Origin of the sequence: Mesorhizobium sp. M0571, assembly GCF_040320985.1 — a bacterium.
In the GTDB taxonomy this organism is placed as follows: domain Bacteria; phylum Pseudomonadota; class Alphaproteobacteria; order Rhizobiales; family Rhizobiaceae; genus Mesorhizobium.
Genome location: NZ_JAMYQT010000072.1, coordinates 1 through 20,745, shown reverse-complemented (window position 1 = coordinate 20,745; position 20,745 = coordinate 1). Strand labels below are relative to the sequence as shown.

Sequence of the window (20,745 nt, the reverse complement as noted above, 5' to 3'; positions counted from 1 at the left end):
AGGGAACTCCATGGTCGGATCGCGGGCTCTACCCGCTCAAGGCCTATGAATACCGCGCCATCTCAGAACCAGGCGACACTCCCGCGAAGCGGGTTCGTGCATGAGGCGCGAAGCGGTCATTCGCCATGCGATGGTCAGAGGTCCTTTTCGGGTCATGAGCGTTAGTTCTGTGGACGCCGCCTTTCGGGAAAGCGATCCGGCGTCAGGAAGGTCCGGAATGGGTCCAGATCACCAGCAACAGGTGCAAATTTGCCAGACTACAATCTGGACATTTCGGACAATCCGTACTATCTAGGGCGAGAAGTATGGTGCCAATGGTGGTCGTTATGAACGCTCGCAACTCGGCAGTTCGCGCAGATGCAAAGGTCGATCGTGAGACGGTCGCTGACATTCTCGATGTGTTATCGCGACGCCATCCAGGAATATCCAAGTCCGCTCTGAAAGCCGCCGGCAAGGCGGTCGCCGCCCTGACGGCGGTTACGTCTCGTCTGTCCCCTGCCGAGCAGCGCCAGATCGCTGCGCACGAACAGGCACTGGCGAGAGCAGTGGAGAATGTGGTTACGGAGCTCGCCCGACCCAGTAAGATACTTGCTCCAGTAGAGGTCGAAAAGCCCGTGGAGGTCAGCCAGGGCGCAGGCCGCGGGAAGGTCTTTGATCTTGAAGAGGGCCGGCTGCGCCTCGCTGAATATGCAACGCCGACACGCCTTGAGGATTGGGCTGGTCCTGTCGCCGGTCCCGGCGAGATCGAAAAGATATTCGGGACGAAGCGTTCGACCCTGCACGATTGGCAAAGGCGCGGAGCCGTGATCGGACTGCTCAAGGGCGAGCGGAAGCACGTATTTCCGCTCGCCCAATTCGTCGACGGTCGTCCTGTTGAGGACATGGCCCGGATCACGAAGATCATCGGGAATCCTCGTGCGACATGGCTGTGGCTGACCCAGCAGCATGTGAGCGACACCGGCGAAACTCCGCTCGACCGACTCAAGGCTGGGCGCATCGATGAGGTCGTCGCTGACGCCGAGTTCGATTTCGGCTGATCGTGGAGCTTGACGCCGAAGTCGTCGCGGACCTGGCAATCAGGTTCCAGCCGCAACACTACCTGCGGGCAATACGACAGGAGTGCGCAGCTACTCCATTGGGCATGGGGTTCGGACAATCGCGCTTCGCAAGCCCCGACCGGTCCTTCATGGTCCTCTACATTGCTCGCGACCTGGCGACGGCGATCGCCGAGACGATTATTCGCGACCGGTTCGAGGGAAAATCTTACCGCATGCTGCTCTCTCGGAAATCGCTGGCTGGGCCGTGTCCGAAGTCTCTGCTACGTCGCCCCTGACGGTGATCGACGTCCGGACCACCGGCCTGCTGCGGCTTGGGATCAGCACCGACGCTGCACGTGCCAAACAACAGGAGGAAGGCCGGAAGCTGAGCCAGGCTCTCTTTAACGGGTTCGCAGTTGACGGGATCCTCTACAATTCGCGGCTGACCGGAGCGGAATGCGTGGCGGTCTACGACCGCGCCGTTGAGGGCAGGCTCAAGGCCCGACGGGCCACGGCGCTCGAACGGCATGCCGAACTCGTGCCGGCGTTGAGGCAGCTGAACGTTCGGGTTATCCGCGGCGACCTTTCGTAAGGAGCCGTCGGGCTATCTCTAACCTAGATCACTCGTGCTGCGCAACGCGAGCGCTGGCGCGTGACGCAGGATGGCATGAAAACATCACATCTGGAGCAATGGCTGAGAGGGTTTAAGGCAGAAGTCTCGAAAACTTCCGCACCTGGAACGGTACACGCCTACATTGCTAGACGGCACGCCTCTGTTCCGGCAAAGCTGCGAATCGCGGGGCCACTGGCAATCCGCAGGTCGGTGGGTTCAGGCAATGCTCATTGAAAGATGGGCCGCCGACTTTCCTTTGGCCGTAAAGCTCGGCGGGTGTCGCTCTCAATTGCCGTCTCAAATTGATCGGCGGGACGTGGCGACGCGGATGGCTGTCACACGCTGCCATTCGGAAGCACCAGCGTCGTCGGCGCCTTGCTTTTGGTCGGAACAGAACACTTGCCTTTGGGTGATCACCCGTCATGACTACGGATGAAGCAGAACAGGGTGTTCGCTACTTTTGCACAAAATGGGCTGAAGAGCGCGGGCTTCCTCATCCGCCAGAGAATCCAAGATTTTCCGATTTCTTTTCTTGGCTTGAGCAGAAGTCGCCGGGCCATTTGAAATTCCGAAGCAGCACTTCGGTGCAGGACGACGTCGAGCGATGATTCATCGACGAATTCAAGCAAGGTTGGCGCTACTAGCAAGCGATTTCCGGAGAGGCCGGTGCCGTGCTCCGGGCCACCTTCCGCGATTACGCCATACCCACTTCACTTGCCTCTGTTAGCTTCTTCCTGCGGCGGGAGACCCCAATCCCGCCTGGCCGGCGCCTAACAGGCAAATCTACCCCAACGCCCCCCAAACGGCGCCGGCCACCTTCCCGCGAGCGACTGTCAGCCGCTCTAGTGGATCCCGCCAGGAGGTTGTAGATCGAGCGTTCCTTGACGTTTATATGCTGCCCAAGCCTCGGCAGGCACTGCCGAATCCGCCCGGGCCAGCCAGTCCGCGCGCTCAGTCTCGGTAAGTGAATTCCACCAATGCATGCCGGCTATTTCAGCAGCAGTCGGATTCCGGTTCGGTTCGTCTGCCATTTTCTTATCCTTGCATAAGACTTGAGTGGCGCAGGCCCGCAACTATCAGAACGGCCAAAAGCCGGCCAAAAAAGCCGGCATTTTGGAGTGCGCCCCTGAGGGTGGACAGATCGGGATGTGTGCATTGACCAGCCTTCCGGGTTTTCGGAGAGAGAACCCATGGCAAAGCACCGCAGTCACAGCATCGAGTTCAAACGCCAGGTCGCGCAGGAGTTCATCGCCGGCGAGACGCTGCACGGCTTGGCTAATGCGCAACCTGATCCGCATCTGGGTGCGCAAATATGAGCAAGGAGCGTTCGACGATGATGCGCAGGCCGCTGACCTGATCCAGGAATACGAAGCCCGGATCGCAGCGCTCGAACGGTTGGTCGGTAAGCAGGCTCTGGAACTGTGTTTCTAAAAGGGGGCTCTGAGAAACGCACCGCGGCCGAGAAGCGGGACTACATCCGTCATCACCGGCCCTGCGGCATCAGCGTTGCCGAAGGATGCCGGTTGATGGGAATCGCGCGCTCCACCTACTACGATCCCCTGGAGAACGCGGCCGACGACACCGCGATCGGTCGAGGCAATGTTCTCGATCAGCGACGAGTTCGAGTTCTACGGTTATCGCCGTGTCGGCGCTGCGCTGCGTCAGCAAGGCCTCGTCGTGAACCACAAGAAGATCCGGCGCCTGATGCACGAGCATGATCTGCAGCCCAGGATCAGGCGGCGCTTCGTGGCCAGCACCGACAGCGATCATGATGGCCCGATCTTCCCCAACCTGGCCAGGGACATCGTTGCAACCGGCCCGAACCAGCTCTGGGTCTCCGACATAACCTATGTCGCGCTGCCGACCCGCTTCGTCTACGTCGCAGTCATTCTCGACGCCTGGTCGCGCATGATCGCCGGCTACGCCAGTGGCCGATCGATCGATGCGCGGCTGACGATGGCAGCGTTGAAGGCGGCCATTGAACGGCGCCAGCCGCCGTCCGGCTGCATTCATCATTCCGATCGGGGCTCCCAATACGCTGCGCAGATTTACCGCGAAGCGCTGGAAACAAACGGCCTGACGGGCTCGATGGGCCGCAGAGGCAATCCTTACGACAACGCCAAGGCGGAGAGCTTCAGTGAAGACGCTGAAGGTCGAGGCGGTCTACCCGATGGCCTTCGAAACCTTCGACGACGTCATTGATCACCTTCCCCGCTTCATCGAGGAGGTCTACAACAAACGCAGGCTCCATTCGGCGCTCGGATATCTGAGCCCGCAGCAGTTCGAGGATCAACACATCCGGCAGACTGGCAAATCAGCAGCCTGATATCTGTCCACCTTCAGGGGCGCACTCCATTTCGCTGCTCCACTGCATGAAATTTTGGTACCAGCCAGACACCGTTTCCTAAGCAACCTGCAGTGCGCCCAGGAAGAAAACGAAACAGATAGCTTGCCAAACCCCTCGTCACCTTTCGGGTCGTTGCTCTGGTAAACGTAAACCTGTCGATTGAACGTGGTCCTCTAACGGACCCGGTCGTCGCGGTCGCGTTCCCTTCTTTATAGTTCGTCGCGCTCCAACTCCTCGAGGCGAGGGATATGCTGTTGCGCCGGATCAGTCCGCGTCGTTTCGCTGCCGCGTTGTGCGGCCTCCTTGTCGCTGTTTAACTTATCCTGCAGCCGATTTGTAGCATCTACGGTCGACCCAGTTCGTGAGCCTGCTCGGACGGTTCGTCCGGCCGGCGCTCGGCCTCCTCGGGGCGACGATCTCGCTGCTGTTCGGTCACGGCATCGACATTTGCAGGGGTTTTGCCCTGCACTTCTGCCGGTCCCTCTCGGGTCTGCTCTGCCGCCTCGATAGCGCGCTTAAGCTCCGGATCGTTCTCGGCTACCTCGCGCATATAGGTGTTGCCCTGGACGGCAAGCTCCGCCGCGCGAGCCAGTCCGCGCTCAAAGTCAGCTCGGAATAGCCTTGGAGCAAATTATCGATGCCATCAGAGATGAACGCGTCGCTAGACGACCAGCGATCAAAAACCGAGGCCCGCCTTCCAAAGCTGACCTAAGGGACACCTAGCCGTCAGCCCAAAAGAAAAAGGCGGCTGGAGAAGGGCGTCGTTTTGCGGGTATCTCCGATCGCCTAGACTCAATCAGGCGACCTTGAGATCCTTCATCGCCTTTTCAAAGACATCCTTGATTGGCTTGGATATATCCTCGGCAGCCTTGGTCGTCACGGCCTGAAATTCCTTGGCCTGCTCTACGGTCAGTTCGACCTGCTTGCGCAAGAAGGCAGCCTGCAGCTCGAGGAACTCGGAGGGCGCCCTCACGGCAACCAGGGCTTCGAGGTGCGAGAAGCCGGCTTCGGCATTGGCGCGCAGAGCAGCAATTGTCTTCAGCGACAGCTCGTTGCCGACGGTCTTGGAGGTTTCGAGGCTCGACTGCAGCGCCTTCTGGGTCGTCTCGGTGCCTGAGGCAAATTTCGCATAGGCTTCTTTCGACTGCTCGAGGCCCTTTTCGGCGACAGCGCGGATCTGGTCGGTAGCCATCGACGGGTCGAAGGTCGGGAATTCGGAATTTTCAACGGTGTCAGCGGTCTTGGCCATAGTTTCCATCCTTTTCAGCGGGCGGCCCTTCACAAAAGCCGTCTCATTCATCTACGAAACTGACGTTACGGCATTTGTAGTGCATTGCAATATTTTTGTGCGACGCACCATCCTCTTTATCCCAGTGTTAACCCGCTGAACTTTTCGCCTGCCGAGGCATGATCCATGACGACAATGTCGCCGGGCTTGAGGGTGGGACGAGAACTTTGTCGTCATAGATTTTTGAACCTCTCGCCGTTGATCGGTCCGTCGATGAGCGATGGTGCATCGACACGGTCGTGGCGCAGCGCCGCCAGGAAGGTCACGATTCCAATGGTCGTTCGGCGCCTTGGCTTTTATCCTCTCGCCTCGCGGTGCCCATGCGGGATCTCAAGCTTGGTATGCCTCGTCTGAAGTCAAGACTCCGCAGCCGACCCAGCGCTTGTTGCTTTATGGCGCTGCGTGCCGTGGTGAGCGGCTTTTAACCAGGATTACTATCAACGCCTGCTTCCCACGGGCGAAGCTGGGTTGAACGGTACCAAAGGTTTCCCGATCAGACACTCTCGAATTTTGGTGCGAGAATAAAATCGAAAACGGGCTCAGGCTGGTCAGGCTTTGGCTCTGGCAAAACAACCCGGGAAGTTACGGCCGCTTCGGCATATTCTGCAAGCGCGGCAGGTGTCATCCCGAGTGCGGTCTCAAAGAGCCGGCTCGGCATCGTCACCACCTGACGAAAAAGCGCGGCAGCTTTTGTCGCATGGCGCACGGCAGCGACCCGCTTTCCCTCGCGGATTTTCACCCCGGCTGCGGCCAGCAGGATCAGTCCTTTGAAGAACAGGCGGTGCTGCGTGCTTCGTTTCGCAGCGTGCCAAAGAGGCTCCCAAGCCTCATGGGCTTCCCAGTAATAGCCGTGGTTGAAAAGGTCGATTCCCCATCGAAAGACATCCGAGCCTAGTGCTTCCGCAAGGGCGATGGTCACGGGCTCGTTTCGGTAGCTATGGCCCAAGGGATGACGTACCGGATGCGGATGTTTGCCAGGCAGATACGCATAGGTGGGAAAACTCTTTTCGGGCAGCAAGCGAGGACGAGACATCGGCCCAGCAAGCATGAAAGCGCGTTGATGGCAATTCATGTCACATGGAGCTGACGGCATAGGCTTCATCTGTCAGAGCTGAGGCCGTGAATGGGGCTGAGTTCCGGTTTCTGGAGATCTCCCCCCAATTCCAGACTGCCATTTTATGCGACTTTCGAAGCACAAATGGCGAACGCGCGGAAGGCAAGATGTCAGCCTTCTGGCGCGTTCAACAGGGTTTCCAACCGTTGGACGCTCTCGATCACCAAGTCGAAATTCGGGACGGGTCCGAAGATCATGGCGCTCATGGCAACATAGTCTCGCCGCAAAGCGTCAATCATTCCGTCATGTGGCAGCAGAGCGAACGTCGGCGGCTGCGCAGTCGCAAGGTCGTAGTCCTTCCGATTGAAAAACATGCGAGCATGAGCCACGCAGTCGGCGCCAAGGTCTATATTCACGATCGCCCGGCGGCCGGTTTCGGACTCCATGAGCTGATGGATGTCGTAGTAGTGTCGCGAGATCCGTTGGCCGCCACCACGCAGTTCACCGCGACGCTCAAACCAGCGACGCAGACCATGAAGGATCACGACCTTATCCCAAAAGGTCCGCTCTGGATCGACCGTAGTGACATTGGGAACGCTCAGATCGAGACCTGGCGCATCTTCATCGACATAAGGTTGAATGGTCTGCTGCGTGTTTGGGTCGAGTGCCGACTTCGCGCCTGACTCGATCTTTACCGCCGGACGGACATACGCCTCAACAGGCGTCGCGGTCGGATACCAAAGCAGAAGGGTCTGCCTGTCATCGTCGTCAGTTCGTACCTGAAAGTCTTTTTGCGGCAGTCCCGTGCGCTCTGCGGCTGCGGCTACCAATACAGTCAGGGCCTCCGCCATCGGTCCTTGGATATAGGCCGTACAGGCGTCCTTGATGGCATCCAGCTTCGCCTCGCGCTTGGTTCGACTGAGGTTCTGAAGTTCAGCGATCGATGTCCCCTCCCCCAGATCATCGCGGAACACAGTGACGTCGATGTCTTCCGAAAACCGGCTGATCAGGCCGAACCCCTTGGAAAGGGAGGTGCCGCCTTTGAATAGCAGCCGTGGACTGTCGTCGGGCATGCCGTTGAACAGCGCGTCCAAGGTCCAGCACACCCAGAAGTCCTTTTCGATGTTCTGCGGCGTGGAGCTAAGACGCTGAGCCGTTGTCGTAAACAGGCCCGCCCTTGTCGCGGCGTCGGCGCTCAGGACTTGGTCATAAGCAGAATTCATTGGCTGGGCATTCTCAGAGGCGTAGTCCCGCTCGGCGGGATCTGGCCTTGGGATATCTCTGCCGCGTCCTTCAGCAAAGGCTTCAACAGAACCTGCATCCAGGCGGGAAGGGTTGGCAGGCCTTCGGCCAGGTCGGCGCGGAGGCGCTCACCTTGGTCGGGATCGTTCAGCAGTCGGCGCAGACGCCGCAACAGTTTCTGGTTCCCGTCATCCTGACCCAGCATATCGCGCATCCAATGCAGCGCCTGGACGACGCGCATTGCAGGGCGCCCCGCCCAATAGAGTTTGCTGGCCGACGTGGGCCGGAAAGTGATGTGGAGGTTGCCTAGGCGAATCGGCCGCAACCGCGCATCGGCATGAACGACGATGCGGGCCGGCACCGCGTCAGTCAGGCCGAGGTCATTTGCTGCGGTCATGCCATCGACGAGGACCCGGATCTGATCGCGCCGCGCCACGGCGTCAATGACGCCCCGGGGGTCTGGTGGGCTTTTCTGCTGGGTCAGGGTGTTGAATGTCGGTCGATCGTACAGTCCGCGATCAATCCGCCGCAGCTCAGCGGCCTTGACCATCCGCTGCAGCACCTTGTCCACCGCATCGCGATTGCCGAGGTCAAGAAAATCCGCGGGCGTCCAGACCGTGCGTGGTGGACTCGCCGCCATGCGATCTTGGATTAGAGCCTTCAGGTCCGACCGAGTCTCTCTCATGTCCGAAATATGTATACCTATTTCGGACAAATTTCAACCTCCGAGTGTCCGAAAAATGTCCACATATTTCGGACCGGCAACCTGGCTAACTTGCTACTAACAATCCAAGTAGCTGCCGAGCTCGACGTCCTCATCAAATGATTGATAGCGCAAAACACCCTCATCGACGTGGAGCGGTTACGACACAATCACCATTACTATCCAAGTTCGTGTATCGCTACGCCCGGCACAACAGCCTTGGCGATCTCACATAGGTGCTGGTGATGCGTAAGATAGATCACCTGACCGGCACTTGCCATTTCGCCAAACAACCTGAAGACCTCCTCGGAACGGACATGGTCGAAGGTTTCCATGATGTCGTCTGCGATGAAGGGCACGGAGGGCCGAAACTGCGCAAACTCGTAGTACCCCGCAAGCCTCAGGGCCAGATAGAGCTGAAAGCGCGCGCCCTTTGACAACGCATCGGCGACCTTGGATTGCCCATCGCGCTGCAACGCGATGAGCACTTCCCCACCCTTCACAGGTTGAGTTGTCAGGCCAGAGTACTGGCCGCGCGTCATGAGAGCGAATGCGTCCGATGCGCGCTCCATCATCCCGGAGCGGTGACGCTCGCGATAGAGACGCAGAGCATTTCCAGCCGACATTATTCCCAATTTCAGCTCGATATAACGGACGGCCTTTTCCTCTATTTCCAGAAGGACGGTGCGCCGTTCGGCATCTATCCGGGCAACAGCGCTGTCCCCGCCAATGGCGTCCAGCTTGTCAGTCGCGCGCGTCTGACGAATGAGCTGCTGCTGTATCGCCTCGTCAGAAGCGCGAAGCCTTTGTTCGGCCTCAGCCTTCTCGATTGCAAGACTGTCGAGATCGACAGCATCCAATATCGAACGCGCCTGCTGGAACCCTTCCACCGCGAGCTCGGACGACATCTGCTCCTCAAGTTCGGCCACGGTTGTGCGCAGGCGATCCCTGTCGCGCAGCAGTTCGTCGCGTTGCGCGACTTCGGATAGCGTGGCCACGCCAAAGACCCTCAGGACCTCGTTTTTGCGACGCTCATGTGCCGAAATCTCGCCATCGAGGATCTCACGCGCTTCCTGCAGGCGCTGCAGGTCATTGACGAGATTTGCCTTCGCCTCGCGCGTGCGTTCGGCGCGCTCCAGGCGCTCGGCAAGCCGGATCGCTAGCTGTTCCGGTTCTTCGTTGTCCGCCACCTCGCCCGCCTCGGCTGCAACGGCGGTAACCTCAACCAGGAAACTGTCTCTGTCCGCCTCCATCTTTTCGATGCGGAGCTGCATGGCGTCCCGGTCTTGACGACTCTTGGACAGTTCAGCCAATTGATCGAGGACGCTGCCGACGCCGGCCGCCGATATGCCTCTCTCGAGCCAGGTGCCCTTGAGCGCTTCGGCAACGCCGGCCAGCCATTCGTCCTCACGTCGCTCTGCCACGTCGACGGCTCGCCGCCTGGCGGCCAGATCCTCTTGCCGTGTGCTAACCGTTTTGAGTGCCTCGGTACGCTCGGCGTCAACACTGAATTGCCTGTCCAGGAACAACTCTGCCACGGCCATGACCGTCTCAAGGCTGTCGGCGGGATCTGAACCGATGCCGACACTCCCCAGAGCCCCGCTCAGCTCCAGGCGTATTTGGTCTCTCTCATCAACCGCCCGCTCGGCTTTCTTGAGGGCAAGCTCGATCTCATCCCAGGCCGCGAGCGCTTCGATCCGGGCAGCAATGCGATTCTCGATCAGCTCAATCAGCCGTTCGGAGGAAATTTCCAGGCACTCTCCGAATAGCTCTCTTGCCGCTGCGCGAATTTCCGAGTGTACGGCCTCCCGGTCCGAGCTGTTGCGTGCAAGTTGGTCGCGCGCATGCGCGATGGCGGCAGCGGTTTCAGCGAGGCTGCGGCTTGCCGTGCGAATCTCAACGAGCTCACGCGCGTTGGCCAGACGGCCTGCTCCGACACTGTCATCTCGAGCCAGTGCTGCCGCGAAATCGTCCGCCGTGTCCCCAGTGAGGTCATCGCGATGCCGTGCCCAGGCCTCGTCCCGGGCGCGACGAATGACGGCGGCGGCTTCATCGTCGGTGACATCGACCGAGGCGCGAAGGGCATCCAGCCGCACCGAAAGCAAGTCGTGATTGCCTTGGTGCTCGGCAAGACGCTCGGAAACGACGCCCCTGCTCTTCCCGAGCTCGGCTGCAATCGCTTTCCATACGCCAAGCTGTCCAGCATTCGGAATGGCGACCCTAGCCAATGCCTGAGCATCTCCCGACCAGGGATGCAAGCGCGCGATCGCGGCCTCCCATCGAATTGCGCCGGCATCCACGGCCTCGCGTGTAGCCTTTATTTCCCTTAGGTGGCCACTTGCCTTTGCCGTCGACAATGCCGAGACCAGCCTTGCCCTGGCGGGCTCGGGCACGGCCCGTTCTTCGCCGACCCGCTCGCGTGCCGCCTGAAGCGTATCAGCGGCTGCCGCGGCCTCGTCGCGCGCGACGCGCACGCTGGTAACGATCCCGGATCGCTGCTCGACCATGGTGCGAACGGCACCAATGGTTGCAGCAGGCAAAAGCAGTTTGGCAGGGTCCGGCTCGGAGGGCCTTCCAAGGGCGGCAAGGCAACTTGCCACTGCATTGTCGAGGATTTGCAGCTCCATCCTGCGACTTGGCAAGTCCAGGCCGGCTGAGACGTGGCGCACCTTGCGGTCAGCCAGGCCACGAACCCGTTCGGAAATCGCAAGGATCACCGCATCCACATCGACCGAGCCGATTTTCGTCGTAACCCGCTCGAGCTCGTCCACGCTCGCGGACAGCCGCGTTCTCAGACTGGCATCGGTCTCGATCATGTCGGCGACACTGCCCGTCCAGGTCCGTGACGGTGATGCGATCTCAGGCAAGTCGGCCAGTTGGGCTTCCTTACGTCGGATATCGGCAAGGATCGGGATCGCGCGAAGATACTTCGCGATGGTATCGAGCCGAGCCGACAGCACCGACCGTTCGGCGATGCTGCGGTCGTATTTTTCTGTCGCGTCGAGACGCTCGGCTTCAAGGCTCTCATAAGTCGACGCCAAGGTGTCGATCGTGTCCTTACCGGCCTTCAGTTCCGCAAGCCGCTTCTTGAGCAGCGCAAGCTCGGTTCCGTGTGCCTGCTTGCGATAGAGCCTGTCCGCTTCGGCCTCGAGTACGCTCAATGTATCACTTGCGTGCCCGAGGCCGGCGCTGGCCGTAAACAGCAGCTTGCCCAGGTCGCCACGCGATTCCAGGATTGATTTTCCACCTGCTTCCAGCGTTTCGTCGTCCAACGAAAACATGGTCTCGTATGCGTCTCGAGACAACCCCGCGAGATCTGCTGATATCGCCATTTCGCTGACCGGTTGGCCAGTCGCGTTCAACAATGAGCTGGTGCGCTGCTTCGTGCGTGTGAACGTGTGCTCCGCGCCGCCGAGTTCCAGCACCCCGCCGATGCGCATCGCGCTGTACTCATGCAGGAAATTGTAGCGGCTGCGTTCCTCGATTCCAAACAGCAGGTCGAGATAGCCAGAAAGCGCGGTCGACTTGCCGGCCTCGTTCAGGCCGAAGACAATATGCAGGTCGGGACCGGATTCCGGTTTCGACCCGAAGTCGATCGTCCTGTCGGTGAACTTGCCATAGCGAATGAGATCAAGTCGCCGGAGCCTCATTGTGACCCACCAGCCTTAAGGCGGGAGGTGACCAGGTCGGCGCCGTTGGCAAGCACCCTGTCGAGAAACAACTCCAACTCAGCCTCGTCCTTACCGGCGAAATCGCGCCCGTCAGGCGGAAGATCCGCGATGATCTTCTGGACTAACGCCCTCGCCTCGGCACGGAAAGCTTCCGAGCTGGCATCGGCGCGCATGGATTGAGCGAGTTCGAAAATCGGATCAGCGACGCCCTCCGATGTTTCGCCCGCGGATGGAGAGACGTCAAGCTCGAGCTTCTCCACCCAGGTGTCCCCGGTGTGTTCCGCGACTTGCTCAGCTTCTGCGAGCAGCAGGTCGCGATCACGGATCAGCGCCCAGGATAAAGGTGACGCCCCGGTCAGGCCGAGACGGACCACAGCATGACGGGACCTGACGGAGGCGCGCGCATGTTCGAGCGCGGGGCGGACTCGTCCTACGACTTCGGACCATTCCACCGTTTCGCTCACGTCGACGCTCACCCGCTCGAATTGCACGATACTGGTTAGTCTTTCCTCGATCTCGACGGTGCGGTCGTCTCGTATCGTCACCAGGGTGACGGATTTCTCGCCGGCCTCGTTGATGTCCCTGCCCTGCGGAATTCCTGGCATCACCACGGTGCTCGCCCCGGCGTGGACTTGGCGGACATGGATGTGCCCAAGCGCCCAGTAGTCGAAGCCATGGCTGTGCAGGTCAGCGACGCTGCAGGGGGCATAGATGTCGTGGCCGGGCGATCCGGCCAGGCTGGTATGCATGATGCCAACATTGACCGCACCTTCACGCGGAGCTGAATACTTGGGGAGCAGGCTGTCCGGCGCCTTGGGGCTAGCAAAGCTCAAGCCATGGAACGCAATGTCGAGCCCGCCGGCTGTCTGCAGCACTGACTGGGGACGGCCGCCGAAGATCGTGACCGTGTCCGGGAACACCAGCTGCTTCGATATCCGCGACATGGCGTCATGATTGCCACGGATCTTGAAAACCTTGATGCTGGCCTGATGAAGTCGTGTCATCTGTGACGCCAGAAACCGCGCCGTTTTCATCGACGTCTGATCGCCATCGTAGAGATCGCCGGCAATGACCAAGGCATCGACACGTTCCGCAAGGCAGAGATCCACGATCGAGACAAAAGCCTGACGGCTGGCGTCTCCGACAAGTTCGGCAAGGTCGGGGTTTCGCATCGCCAGCGAACGCAGCGGCGAGTCAAGGTGAATATCGGCGGTATGTACGAATCGAAATGCCATTGGGCGGTCTCCGCCGGCGAACATAGGGGGTGTTCGAGCGCGGTTCGATAGATGATTTCACAACAGGTGGTGTTGGCTGTCCTGAGCTTGCGCTGCCTTTCACCGATCGGCTCTGCCGACATGTTTGCTGGCTCTTATCGCGTTGGAGGGGGCAGTTGTCAAAACCCCGCAGCTTGGCATCTAACCAAACAAGCGGGGGCACCCCCGCCTCAGTCGACAAGGGGTAACGACGCTCCATCGCCACGCGACAGCCGGCTCTGCTTTTCTTTGCCGCAATCGGCGCAGTCGGCATCCTTCCGCGGCATAACAAACTTCACCCGCCGATCCAGCGGGTGCTGTTGGACGTTGCCCTGGAACGCCTCGGCCCTGGTGAGACCAGTCATGTAGAACAAGAAGTCGTTTGCGGCCTGCGAAGCGCTGAGGGCATTCAGCGTAATGACGCTCGGTGCCGAGGAGTCATCGCCATCGACATAGCGCTGCGCCTGACGCATCTGGCCGCTCATGCTCTCGTCGCGCAATCGCTGCGGGCTGATCGCCTGATTGCAAAGCAGGCAGCCGCATACCGGCGTGACGAGACGCGCGCTGGTGTGGATGTTGACCACCTCCCCAGTCTCGTCGTTGGTCTGGATGCGCGTGCCCAGCTGCACACCTGGAACGAGGTACTGGTGAACCACCGCGTTGAAGAGGCGTCGTGCCCGGTGCCCGTCGGCGGCAAGAAAGACGTAGTCACAAGTCTTGAGCGCCTCGACCACCGCCTTTTCCTCCATACTGGTGAAGTGGAGATCGATCGTAGCCTTGCGGTTGGCTCGGGAAATGACACGGCGCGCGAGGTCGATTTTGCGCGTTGCAAGAGATGACCCAAGCTTACGCATCCACTCGGGGCGCCCGGGCGCAACCAGCCAGGTCATAGCGTCCCAACCGGTCGCGTGAACGAGACGAGGTAAGTTGCTCGGCTGGACCCGGTCGGGATCGACGAGAACGAATGAGCCGACCCCGAGCCGGCCCAGCAGCTCGGCGAGAATGGAGCCTACCCCGCCTAAGCCAATGATCGCCACCTTAGATCGGGCGAGGATGGCCTGACCGGACGCGCCGAACATGCGGACCTGGCGGTCAAAACGGAGATCAAAGCGCTTTTCCCGCGACGATGGTGCCGGACGCAACTCGGTACGGCAGGAACCTACAACGATCATCCGGTCGATCCGGAGGCGGCTCTTACCGGGAAGCCAGATATCGCCGGCGACAGCGTTCTGTGCAAATACCAAAGACCCGACGGGCATCCCGTCGATGAGATCGAGTAGCGCCGGGAAACCGCGCTCGTGGGACTCGATGTCAACATCGGAGAAGGCGACCCGATCCGTGCCGAGATGGTTGTGGACGGCGAGATAGACCAAACGCTCGTCCCGGCAGCGCCGCACCTGCTTGGATATAAAGGGCGCAAGCAGCTTGCGATAGCCGCGCGTACCCGGCACCCAATCGCGCCCCTCGACGGCCAAGATCAAGTCACGTGCGGTCAGCACGGGTCCGTCCTTGGTTTCGAGCAGGCCGGCATGGATCACGGCGCCATGCTCATCGCCGTCGCCAGGAAAAAGGTGGGCGACAAGCTCGTCGTACATTTCCTGCGTCATCCGCAGCTGGCAGGTATGGCTCATTGCTGCAACATCCATTTGATCACCGTGAGGAGCTTGAGGAGCGGTGGTTCGTAAGACCAGCACGACTGGTTGCGCTGACGCCTCGACACCATGACACTTGTGCGCTTGGGCATGGTGGACTCGGCATCCGGGAACGCTTTGCCGGGATGCAAGGGATTCTTGAGCATAGCCTTGTCGAGACGTGTGAGGTCGCCCCGCACGTAGAACGGGTAGGTGTCGTCGTCGGGGCAAGCTGTCGACAGGAAGAAACCAACCCAGGTGCTATCCTGCTGATAGGGCGGACCGAGAGGAACATCCTCGACGATGACGAAGGCTGCTCCATCTACGGTGGCGCAGACCTCGATACTTTTGTCTGGAAAGTGGTTGCGAAGGCCTTCGATGGCCTTCGCAACACCTGCCTTGAGGCTAGCCATTAGCTGTCCTCGTGATGATCGACAGCGCCGAAGACTTCGCCGCCCGAGATGAAGGTCGAATCATCGTCACCGATCACCTGGGTGTCGCCGTTGGGCTTCTCCTCGTCGAGGGTGAAGTCCAGGCGAATATCGACACCCTGGGCAATGGCGGCCGCCTTGATCTCGGCACCGGTATGCCAGCCGAAACGCAGAGTGACCGGCTTAGTGTTGAGCTTTACAGTCACCATCGGACGGGCAACGACTTTCAAACGCTCGGCACCACGGTCGTCGAGGTCGATATCGCTACCGTCCTCGATCAGCTTGTCAGAAGTATCCGTGCGATCGAGCGTGAAAATCTGATCTTCAGTGAGACCGGCATAGCCCCGCAGCTCGGCTTCGGCGATGGTGGCAGCACCCCACTCGTACCCGCGCAGGTCGACCGTGAAGGCATAGACACGGTCTCCCGCAAAAGCGCGGAACTGCTCGATACCTTCGTCGCGCAGATCCACCTTTTCGTTGAGGCCGATCGACTTGGTCCCCCGATCCAGGATCTGGATCAGGATATGCTGGTCGGCCGGCAGATAGCCGGACTTTTCGAGTATCTCGCGGCCTTCGATCTGGCGGTCGCGGGAACGGCTGGGAACGGAATTGACAAGGTAGGCAAAGCGATCGCGCTGATCGGCGTCCTGGCTGGCGTCCTGAAGGGACATATGATCACCCATCTAACTGCCGACCGGCACTTTGCCGCGGCTTCTGTGGGGTTGATCGTTGCAGAGGCGGGAAAGCGGAAATGCCCGTGCGGATTTTTTAGGTGATGGGCTCGGCCGGGGCCGGGCACATAAAAAAGTACCGGCAGCGCGGGCACTGCCAGTCATCGCTTTTGGGTGGAAATTCGCCTCGACCTATGGCGGCAGCGATCTCGGTGCTGTTCTCGACTCTGTTTCGGAGTTTTGCCAGCGTTTGGACGACGGATGTCGTCTCGCCCGTGGCGACATGGTAGGACTCAACAGTCGCCCCGGCGCCGTGGCTCTGCTCGGCTGCCTTGAGTAACAGGGAGTTCGCGAGCCTATCCGGCTCGGTTGACGACGGGGCGCCCCGACCTTATCGACCGGAGGATAGTGCCGGCACAGCCGACTTCCACCTGGTCGGCATGGACTTCAATGTCCGTGGCGCCGAGGCGCACAATGATCGGCGCTAGTTTCCCTAACCCGCGCGCCAAAAGAGGCCGCAACGAGGACAGCATGGTTTGCGTCAGGTCGCGATAGGGTTGCTCATAGAGGTGATCGACCAGGCCGCTTTCCGCCCAAGCGTTTTGAAAAATTTCGTTGATCGCGTCTTCCGACAGCGGCGTCGATGACTCTCTCGCGGCCTCGATCACTTGCAGAAGGCATCGATGCGCCGCGCGATATGTGCTCTCGACCACGTCGCCGCGCATGCCCACCACGCGTTCGTAGTAGAAGCGACGAGGGCACCGTTCGTAGTCCTCTATGTCGCGAGCGGTTAGCGTTGGGGCGGGAGGCTCGTTGAGTGGGGTGAAGTCCGGCTTGGGCACCGGCCGCGCGATCTGCCCGGTCGTCAGCTGGCCAATGTGCAGTTTCTCGAGATAGGTCGAGGGATTGGCGTTCTTGCCGTTGCTGTTAGCCGGCCGATAGAAGCGGAGAATTGCCTGTGCCCGAGACATGGCGACGAAGAACAGGCACTCTTCCTCAGCCTCATGCGCGTCTGGCTCAACCGGGTTGACGACGAGACCGTCAGGTGGCGGACACCTGTCCGCGCGATTGGGTGCGGGGAAAGCGCCCTTCTTGAGGCCCGGCAGATGCACGGCCTCGAATTCGAGACCTTTGCTCGCATGCACGGTAAGGAGGTGGACGCCATCGACGTCCGAAAGCTCGTCGGGCAGACGGCGCAACTCTCGCTCGTCGGCGAGCAGAACCATGTGACGAATGCGCGCCAGCCCCCGGGCGATCGGCGACCGGCGACCCGCCCCCCCTTTGGGCATCGAGCGAAGAGCCTCTACCAGTTGTCGTACGGCCACACGGCGCATATCGGCCGAGGGCGTATTGCCCTGAAGCAGACCCACGACATAGTTGCTGCGCTCAAACAGGTATTCCATGAGCACGAACCAAGGCGTGCTTCCTTCCGTAAGGCCCGAGAGATGCGTTGCAATCAAGGCTAGCCCAGCGCGTCCCTGGGCCGATAAACCGACGACTTCCTCCAGTCTCGCCAGCATCGCTATCGTTCGGATCTCGAGGGCTTTCGCAGCCGACAGAACTTTGACGACGTCCGATGTGCTGACGCTGTACTGCTGGAAACCGGCAACTCGCATGAGCGTCGAGCCTGAGCTGGCCAAGAGGGACAGAAGAGACAGTAGGTCGCGGACTTCCGGACGATCGAATAGCGGCCCGAGATAGAGCACAGGGATGTTGCGAGCCTCGAGTTCCTCTCCTACGCGGGCAAGCGTTCCGTTGCTGCGCGCCAGCACAGCCTGGGTCCGGAGCGGCTTGCCGGCCTTCTCGAGTTCCCGGATGCTGGCGGCGAGGCGAGAGTATTCATCGTCGACGTCGCTGGCGACGCTGAGCGAGGGCGTTTCGCCAAGTTCCTCCTGGTCGGGATCCAGGTTGAGCGGCAACGAAAAGTCGGAGACCTTCATGGTCCGGCTGAAGCCGGTGAAGGTGTCGATGATCCGCGTTGTCGATCGGTAGTTGACCCTGAGCGGCGCCTTCTCGTGGTCGGGATAGTCCTCACCGAACCGCGCCATGTTGCGGACGGAGGCGCCACGGAACCGATAGATCGACTGCCGCGCATCGCCGACGACCCATAGCTGCCGGCCGTCACCGGCCAACCCCTTGATCAGAACCGCACTGGCCCGGTTTATGTCCTGATATTCGTCGACGTGGATCCATCGATGCTGGGCCTGAAGCTTCGCGCGAAAGTCAGCGTCATCCCGCAAGCGCAGTGCCGGCATCATGATGAGGTCGCCATAGTCGACCTGTTTGAGCTCTTGAAGGCGCTCCTGGTAGTGACGGTAGACTAGCGCCACTTCCTTGGCTTTTGCCGCTGCAATCACCGCCGGCTCATCCTTTTGGTCGGCGCGCCGAGCCATGGCTTCAGCCAGATCGGTGTAGGCCTGCCAGCCGACCAGCTCGTCCTTTGCGCGATAGATGGCCTTGAGGATTTCCCTGAGGGCGAGCGCCGGCTCAAACAGGTTCTGGTGATGGACGATGGGGAGTGCCGGCAATGCCTCTTCGAGCATGTCGATGGCGCGGCTGCCGTCGACAAGAGGCGGATCCTGCGAGAGATCGAACAAAATATGGTGCTTGCGCAGCAGCTCAAGACCAAAAGCATGGAAGGTACTGGTCCAAATGTTAGCTGCAGGGCTCCCCACTGCCTTGCCAACGCGATCGAGGAGTTCCCCAGCGGCCTTGTTCGAGAAGGTCAGCGCCAGAATCTCCGAAGGCGCCGCTTCCGTGCTCTGGATGAGCTGAACGATCCTTTCGACCAGAGTTCGGGTCTTGCCGGTGCCTGGTCCGGCCTCGAGCAATAGAGCTTTACCGCGGAAGCCGGCAGCATACTTCTGCGAGTCATCGAGGTTCTTGAACTTGTCAGGACGTGCGGGCGCGGGTGGACGTGGTTCGGGCAGGAGCAGTGCATCGGTCAGCTGCTGAAACACGAGCGCAAGATTGAGCCCAGTTTGTTCGGCGATTGCCCTGGCGCGCATTCCGCCCAAGAAGAGCCGGCGGGCGAGTGCCCTCGGCAGCAGGAGCTCACGGGCAAAAACATTCGCCTGGGCCTCGCGACGCTCCTTCACACCATAGGCTTCTACCCGCAATACCGGATCGCCCGGCCCGGGTGAGCCGTAGTCCTTGCGGACCATAGCCACGTCGCCATCGTGAACGACTTCATGTCCGATTTCATGAGCGATTACCTCAAGCTTCGTGGAAGGCTCGAGATCCTCTTGAACAAACACGTGACTGTACTTCCGAAAGAAGACACCGAGACATCCTGCGAGCGTCGCATCTCCGGCAGGCAGCTCTTCAAGCTTCAGCGCCCGCTTGGCCAGCGCACGTTCGACGACCGCGCCAGCCTGCAATTCGGCCATGCCGTGATCAATTGCTTCCCTTAGTTCATTCGCGGCTAGGCGGATAAGGCTGAAGTTTTCCATGCCGCGTTACTCGATGAGAGCCAGCCAGCGAGCACGTTGACCCTCATCCATTTTCGTCGACCGGATGACCGAGCCGAAAGACACTCTTGGCGCCACCTCCGGCGACTTGTCCGATCGATAGCTCGCCGACGTGGACAACGTCGGGTCGAGAGACAAGAAGCCAAGCAGGCTATTGAGTTGAGTGCCCAGAAAGATCGAGAGACGGCGCACCAAAAGCAGAGGGATTGTGCCTACGTCGATCGATCGTTGCTCGAGCTTGATCAGGATCGAAATCGGAATGTCACACGCGGCGGCCGCTGCATTGAGTTCGGCACCGGTCTTGCCGGCAAATGGATCGATGATTGGCTCCAAGCCAAAAACAGAGAGATCAGGGGCTGGCAGCGGCGGAACATCAGAGTCGTCGCTCTCAACGCCGGCATGCCATTCTATGGCGAAGCGAAGGATTTCTTCGCGATGCGCTGGATAGGCTTTGACCGCCTGGGCGACTGCCTCGGCAGACACATCGGTAGTCGCAGCGAGTTCAGTCAATAGTTCGGAGAGGTCGGGGGCGGGCTGGCTCACTCTTCAGCTCCCTTCTTCATCGTCTCAAGCTTGTCGTAGGCACTCTCCAGAAGCTGTCGTATTCGACGAGCGGAAACGCCAAGCATTCTACCGGCCTCCTTCTGGTCAACCTTAAGGTACTCCGTTGCCAAAAGGGCGCGACGTTCTTTGTCCGAAAGCTGCTCGAGTGCGTCATGTAGTTCCAGCATTGTCTCAGCGTGTGTGCGCCGATGGAGGTTCGACCGCGCGCCAATCGCCTCGCTGCCGTCGTCATCTCCGTCATCGTCATCTGAACTGAATGCCGACGCTGGAATCTCGGTTGCATCACGGGCCTGATAGCGGCGTATAGCGTCGATAATCTTGCCCTTGATGGCGCGGTTGAAGGCAAATTCAAAGACGTCGAGCAGGTCATTCTGATTTGCGATCTTATCAATGAACCACACCCGCAGATCGCCCCGTATTTCCGTGCGTCGTTCCGAGGGGATTCCCCCTGTCCGCTTGATGGCTCGCTGATCCACCCTTTTGAGAAACTCCAGCAGGATGGCTTCGTACGCAGGACTGTGACCGCCATTTGGCTGGAAGTTGCGAAGGAAATAGAGCAGGCATTCGTCTGAGGCAGGTGTAGAGCCAGACACCAGCTCCTGCATAGGGCGAAGCAGAGCCCGATGGATTTCTGCCTCGAGTTCCGGACGTCGATAGTATGTCGTGCGGCGATGTCACGGTAACTTCTTGTGAGGAGTCGCTGGGGTAGACGCCGGTCCATGAATGACGCGCTCATCAGCTACAAACGCCACCGCTTTCCCGCCGAGATC

Annotated in this window: 20 protein-coding genes and 1 pseudogene; 8 read left to right on the top strand and 13 right to left on the bottom strand. The window is 60.1% G+C overall.

Going from position 1 to position 20,745, the window contains the following annotated elements; genetic code table 11:
• Nucleotides 1–314 precede the first annotated feature (314 nt).
• From NKI85_RS34910 to NKI85_RS34875, 8 genes are all read left to right on the top strand, one after another.
• Nucleotides 315–1,037 carry an antitoxin Xre/MbcA/ParS-like domain-containing protein gene (locus NKI85_RS34910; RefSeq protein WP_352780369.1) on the top strand — a complete coding sequence of 241 codons (723 nt, stop codon included), beginning with the start codon at nucleotides 315–317 and terminating at the stop codon, nucleotides 1,035–1,037.
• 104 nt (nucleotides 1,038–1,141) lie between these two features.
• The gene (locus NKI85_RS34905) at nucleotides 1,142–1,333 is read left to right on the top strand and encodes an RES domain-containing protein (protein WP_352780370.1); all 192 of its coding nucleotides are present in this window, start codon (nucleotides 1,142–1,144) and stop codon (nucleotides 1,331–1,333) included.
• Nucleotides 1,303–1,629 carry an RES family NAD+ phosphorylase gene (locus NKI85_RS34900; protein WP_352780368.1) on the top strand — a complete coding sequence of 109 codons (327 nt, stop codon included), beginning with the start codon at nucleotides 1,303–1,305 and terminating at the stop codon, nucleotides 1,627–1,629. Before NKI85_RS34905 ends, NKI85_RS34900 begins: the two co-directional genes overlap by 31 nt.
• Before the next feature lie 1,211 nt (nucleotides 1,630–2,840).
• Entirely contained in the window at nucleotides 2,841–2,966 is a 126-nt protein-coding gene (locus NKI85_RS34895) for a hypothetical protein (protein WP_352530575.1), read from the top strand.
• The gene (locus tag NKI85_RS34890) at nucleotides 2,929–3,081 is read left to right on the top strand and encodes a hypothetical protein (RefSeq protein ID WP_352530573.1); all 153 of its coding nucleotides are present in this window, start codon (nucleotides 2,929–2,931) and stop codon (nucleotides 3,079–3,081) included. The genes NKI85_RS34895 and NKI85_RS34890 overlap by 38 nt, the downstream gene beginning before the upstream one ends.
• Before the next feature lie 168 nt (nucleotides 3,082–3,249).
• Nucleotides 3,250–3,852: an IS3 family transposase gene (locus NKI85_RS34885; protein ID WP_352780367.1), complete on the top strand. Its 603-nt coding sequence runs from the start codon at nucleotides 3,250–3,252 to the stop codon at nucleotides 3,850–3,852.
• The gene (locus tag NKI85_RS34880; RefSeq protein ID WP_352456134.1) at nucleotides 3,821–3,976 is read left to right on the top strand and encodes an IS3 family transposase; all 156 of its coding nucleotides are present in this window, start codon (nucleotides 3,821–3,823) and stop codon (nucleotides 3,974–3,976) included. The genes NKI85_RS34885 and NKI85_RS34880 overlap by 32 nt, the downstream gene beginning before the upstream one ends.
• A 382-nt stretch (nucleotides 3,977–4,358) precedes the next feature.
• Nucleotides 4,359–4,616: a hypothetical protein gene (locus NKI85_RS34875; protein WP_352780366.1), complete on the top strand. Its 258-nt coding sequence runs from the start codon at nucleotides 4,359–4,361 to the stop codon at nucleotides 4,614–4,616.
• Between the two features lie 177 nt (nucleotides 4,617–4,793).
• Here NKI85_RS34875 and NKI85_RS34870 read toward each other — a convergent pair whose 3' ends face one another.
• The 13 genes and pseudogenes from NKI85_RS34870 to NKI85_RS34810 all read right to left on the bottom strand — a co-directional run bounded on the left by NKI85_RS34870 (nucleotide 4,794) and on the right by NKI85_RS34810 (nucleotide 20,580).
• Nucleotides 4,794–5,255: a phasin gene (locus NKI85_RS34870; RefSeq protein WP_352456156.1), complete on the bottom strand. Its 462-nt coding sequence runs from the start codon at nucleotides 5,253–5,255 to the stop codon at nucleotides 4,794–4,796.
• 206 nt (nucleotides 5,256–5,461) lie between these two features.
• Nucleotides 5,462–5,606: pseudogene (locus NKI85_RS34865) on the bottom strand (IS630 family transposase); the annotation flags it as partial.
• Nucleotides 5,607–5,778: 172 nt separating this feature from the next.
• Nucleotides 5,779–6,204, bottom strand: coding sequence for a DUF309 domain-containing protein (locus NKI85_RS34860; protein WP_352780365.1), 426 nt, complete (start codon nucleotides 6,202–6,204; stop codon nucleotides 5,779–5,781).
• A 305-nt stretch (nucleotides 6,205–6,509) separates the two neighbouring features.
• On the bottom strand, nucleotides 6,510–7,562 hold the full coding sequence (locus NKI85_RS34855) for a nucleotidyl transferase AbiEii/AbiGii toxin family protein (protein ID WP_352780363.1): 1,053 nt from the start codon (nucleotides 7,560–7,562) through the stop codon (nucleotides 6,510–6,512).
• Nucleotides 7,559–8,221, bottom strand: a complete 663-nt coding sequence (locus NKI85_RS34850; RefSeq protein ID WP_352780361.1) for a DUF6088 family protein — start codon at nucleotides 8,219–8,221, stop codon at nucleotides 7,559–7,561. Before NKI85_RS34850 ends, NKI85_RS34855 begins: the two co-directional genes overlap by 4 nt.
• Before the next feature lie 242 nt (nucleotides 8,222–8,463).
• Nucleotides 8,464–11,934, bottom strand: a complete 3,471-nt coding sequence (locus NKI85_RS34845) for an ATP-binding protein (protein WP_352780360.1) — start codon at nucleotides 11,932–11,934, stop codon at nucleotides 8,464–8,466.
• A complete protein-coding gene (locus NKI85_RS34840; protein WP_352780359.1) occupies nucleotides 11,931–13,190 on the bottom strand; it encodes a metallophosphoesterase family protein in 1,260 nt (419 codons plus the stop codon). Before NKI85_RS34840 ends, NKI85_RS34845 begins: the two co-directional genes overlap by 4 nt.
• A 209-nt stretch (nucleotides 13,191–13,399) precedes the next feature.
• A complete protein-coding gene (locus NKI85_RS34835) occupies nucleotides 13,400–14,839 on the bottom strand; it encodes a HesA/MoeB/ThiF family protein (protein ID WP_352780358.1) in 1,440 nt (479 codons plus the stop codon).
• On the bottom strand, nucleotides 14,836–15,252 hold the full coding sequence (locus tag NKI85_RS34830; RefSeq protein ID WP_352780357.1) for a hypothetical protein: 417 nt from the start codon (nucleotides 15,250–15,252) through the stop codon (nucleotides 14,836–14,838). Before NKI85_RS34830 ends, NKI85_RS34835 begins: the two co-directional genes overlap by 4 nt.
• Nucleotides 15,252–15,941, bottom strand: a complete 690-nt coding sequence (locus tag NKI85_RS34825) for a multiubiquitin domain-containing protein (RefSeq protein WP_352780356.1) — start codon at nucleotides 15,939–15,941, stop codon at nucleotides 15,252–15,254. The genes NKI85_RS34830 and NKI85_RS34825 overlap by 1 nt, the downstream gene beginning before the upstream one ends.
• A 356-nt stretch (nucleotides 15,942–16,297) precedes the next feature.
• Nucleotides 16,298–19,393: a UvrD-helicase domain-containing protein gene (locus NKI85_RS34820; RefSeq protein ID WP_352780355.1), complete on the bottom strand. Its 3,096-nt coding sequence runs from the start codon at nucleotides 19,391–19,393 to the stop codon at nucleotides 16,298–16,300.
• A gap of 6 nt (nucleotides 19,394–19,399) precedes the next feature.
• Nucleotides 19,400–19,954 carry a hypothetical protein gene (locus NKI85_RS34815; protein WP_352780354.1) on the bottom strand — a complete coding sequence of 185 codons (555 nt, stop codon included), beginning with the start codon at nucleotides 19,952–19,954 and terminating at the stop codon, nucleotides 19,400–19,402.
• Entirely contained in the window at nucleotides 19,951–20,580 is a 630-nt protein-coding gene (locus tag NKI85_RS34810) for a sigma-70 family RNA polymerase sigma factor (RefSeq protein ID WP_352780353.1), read from the bottom strand. The genes NKI85_RS34815 and NKI85_RS34810 overlap by 4 nt, the downstream gene beginning before the upstream one ends.
• Nucleotides 20,581–20,745: the final 165 nt, after the last annotated feature.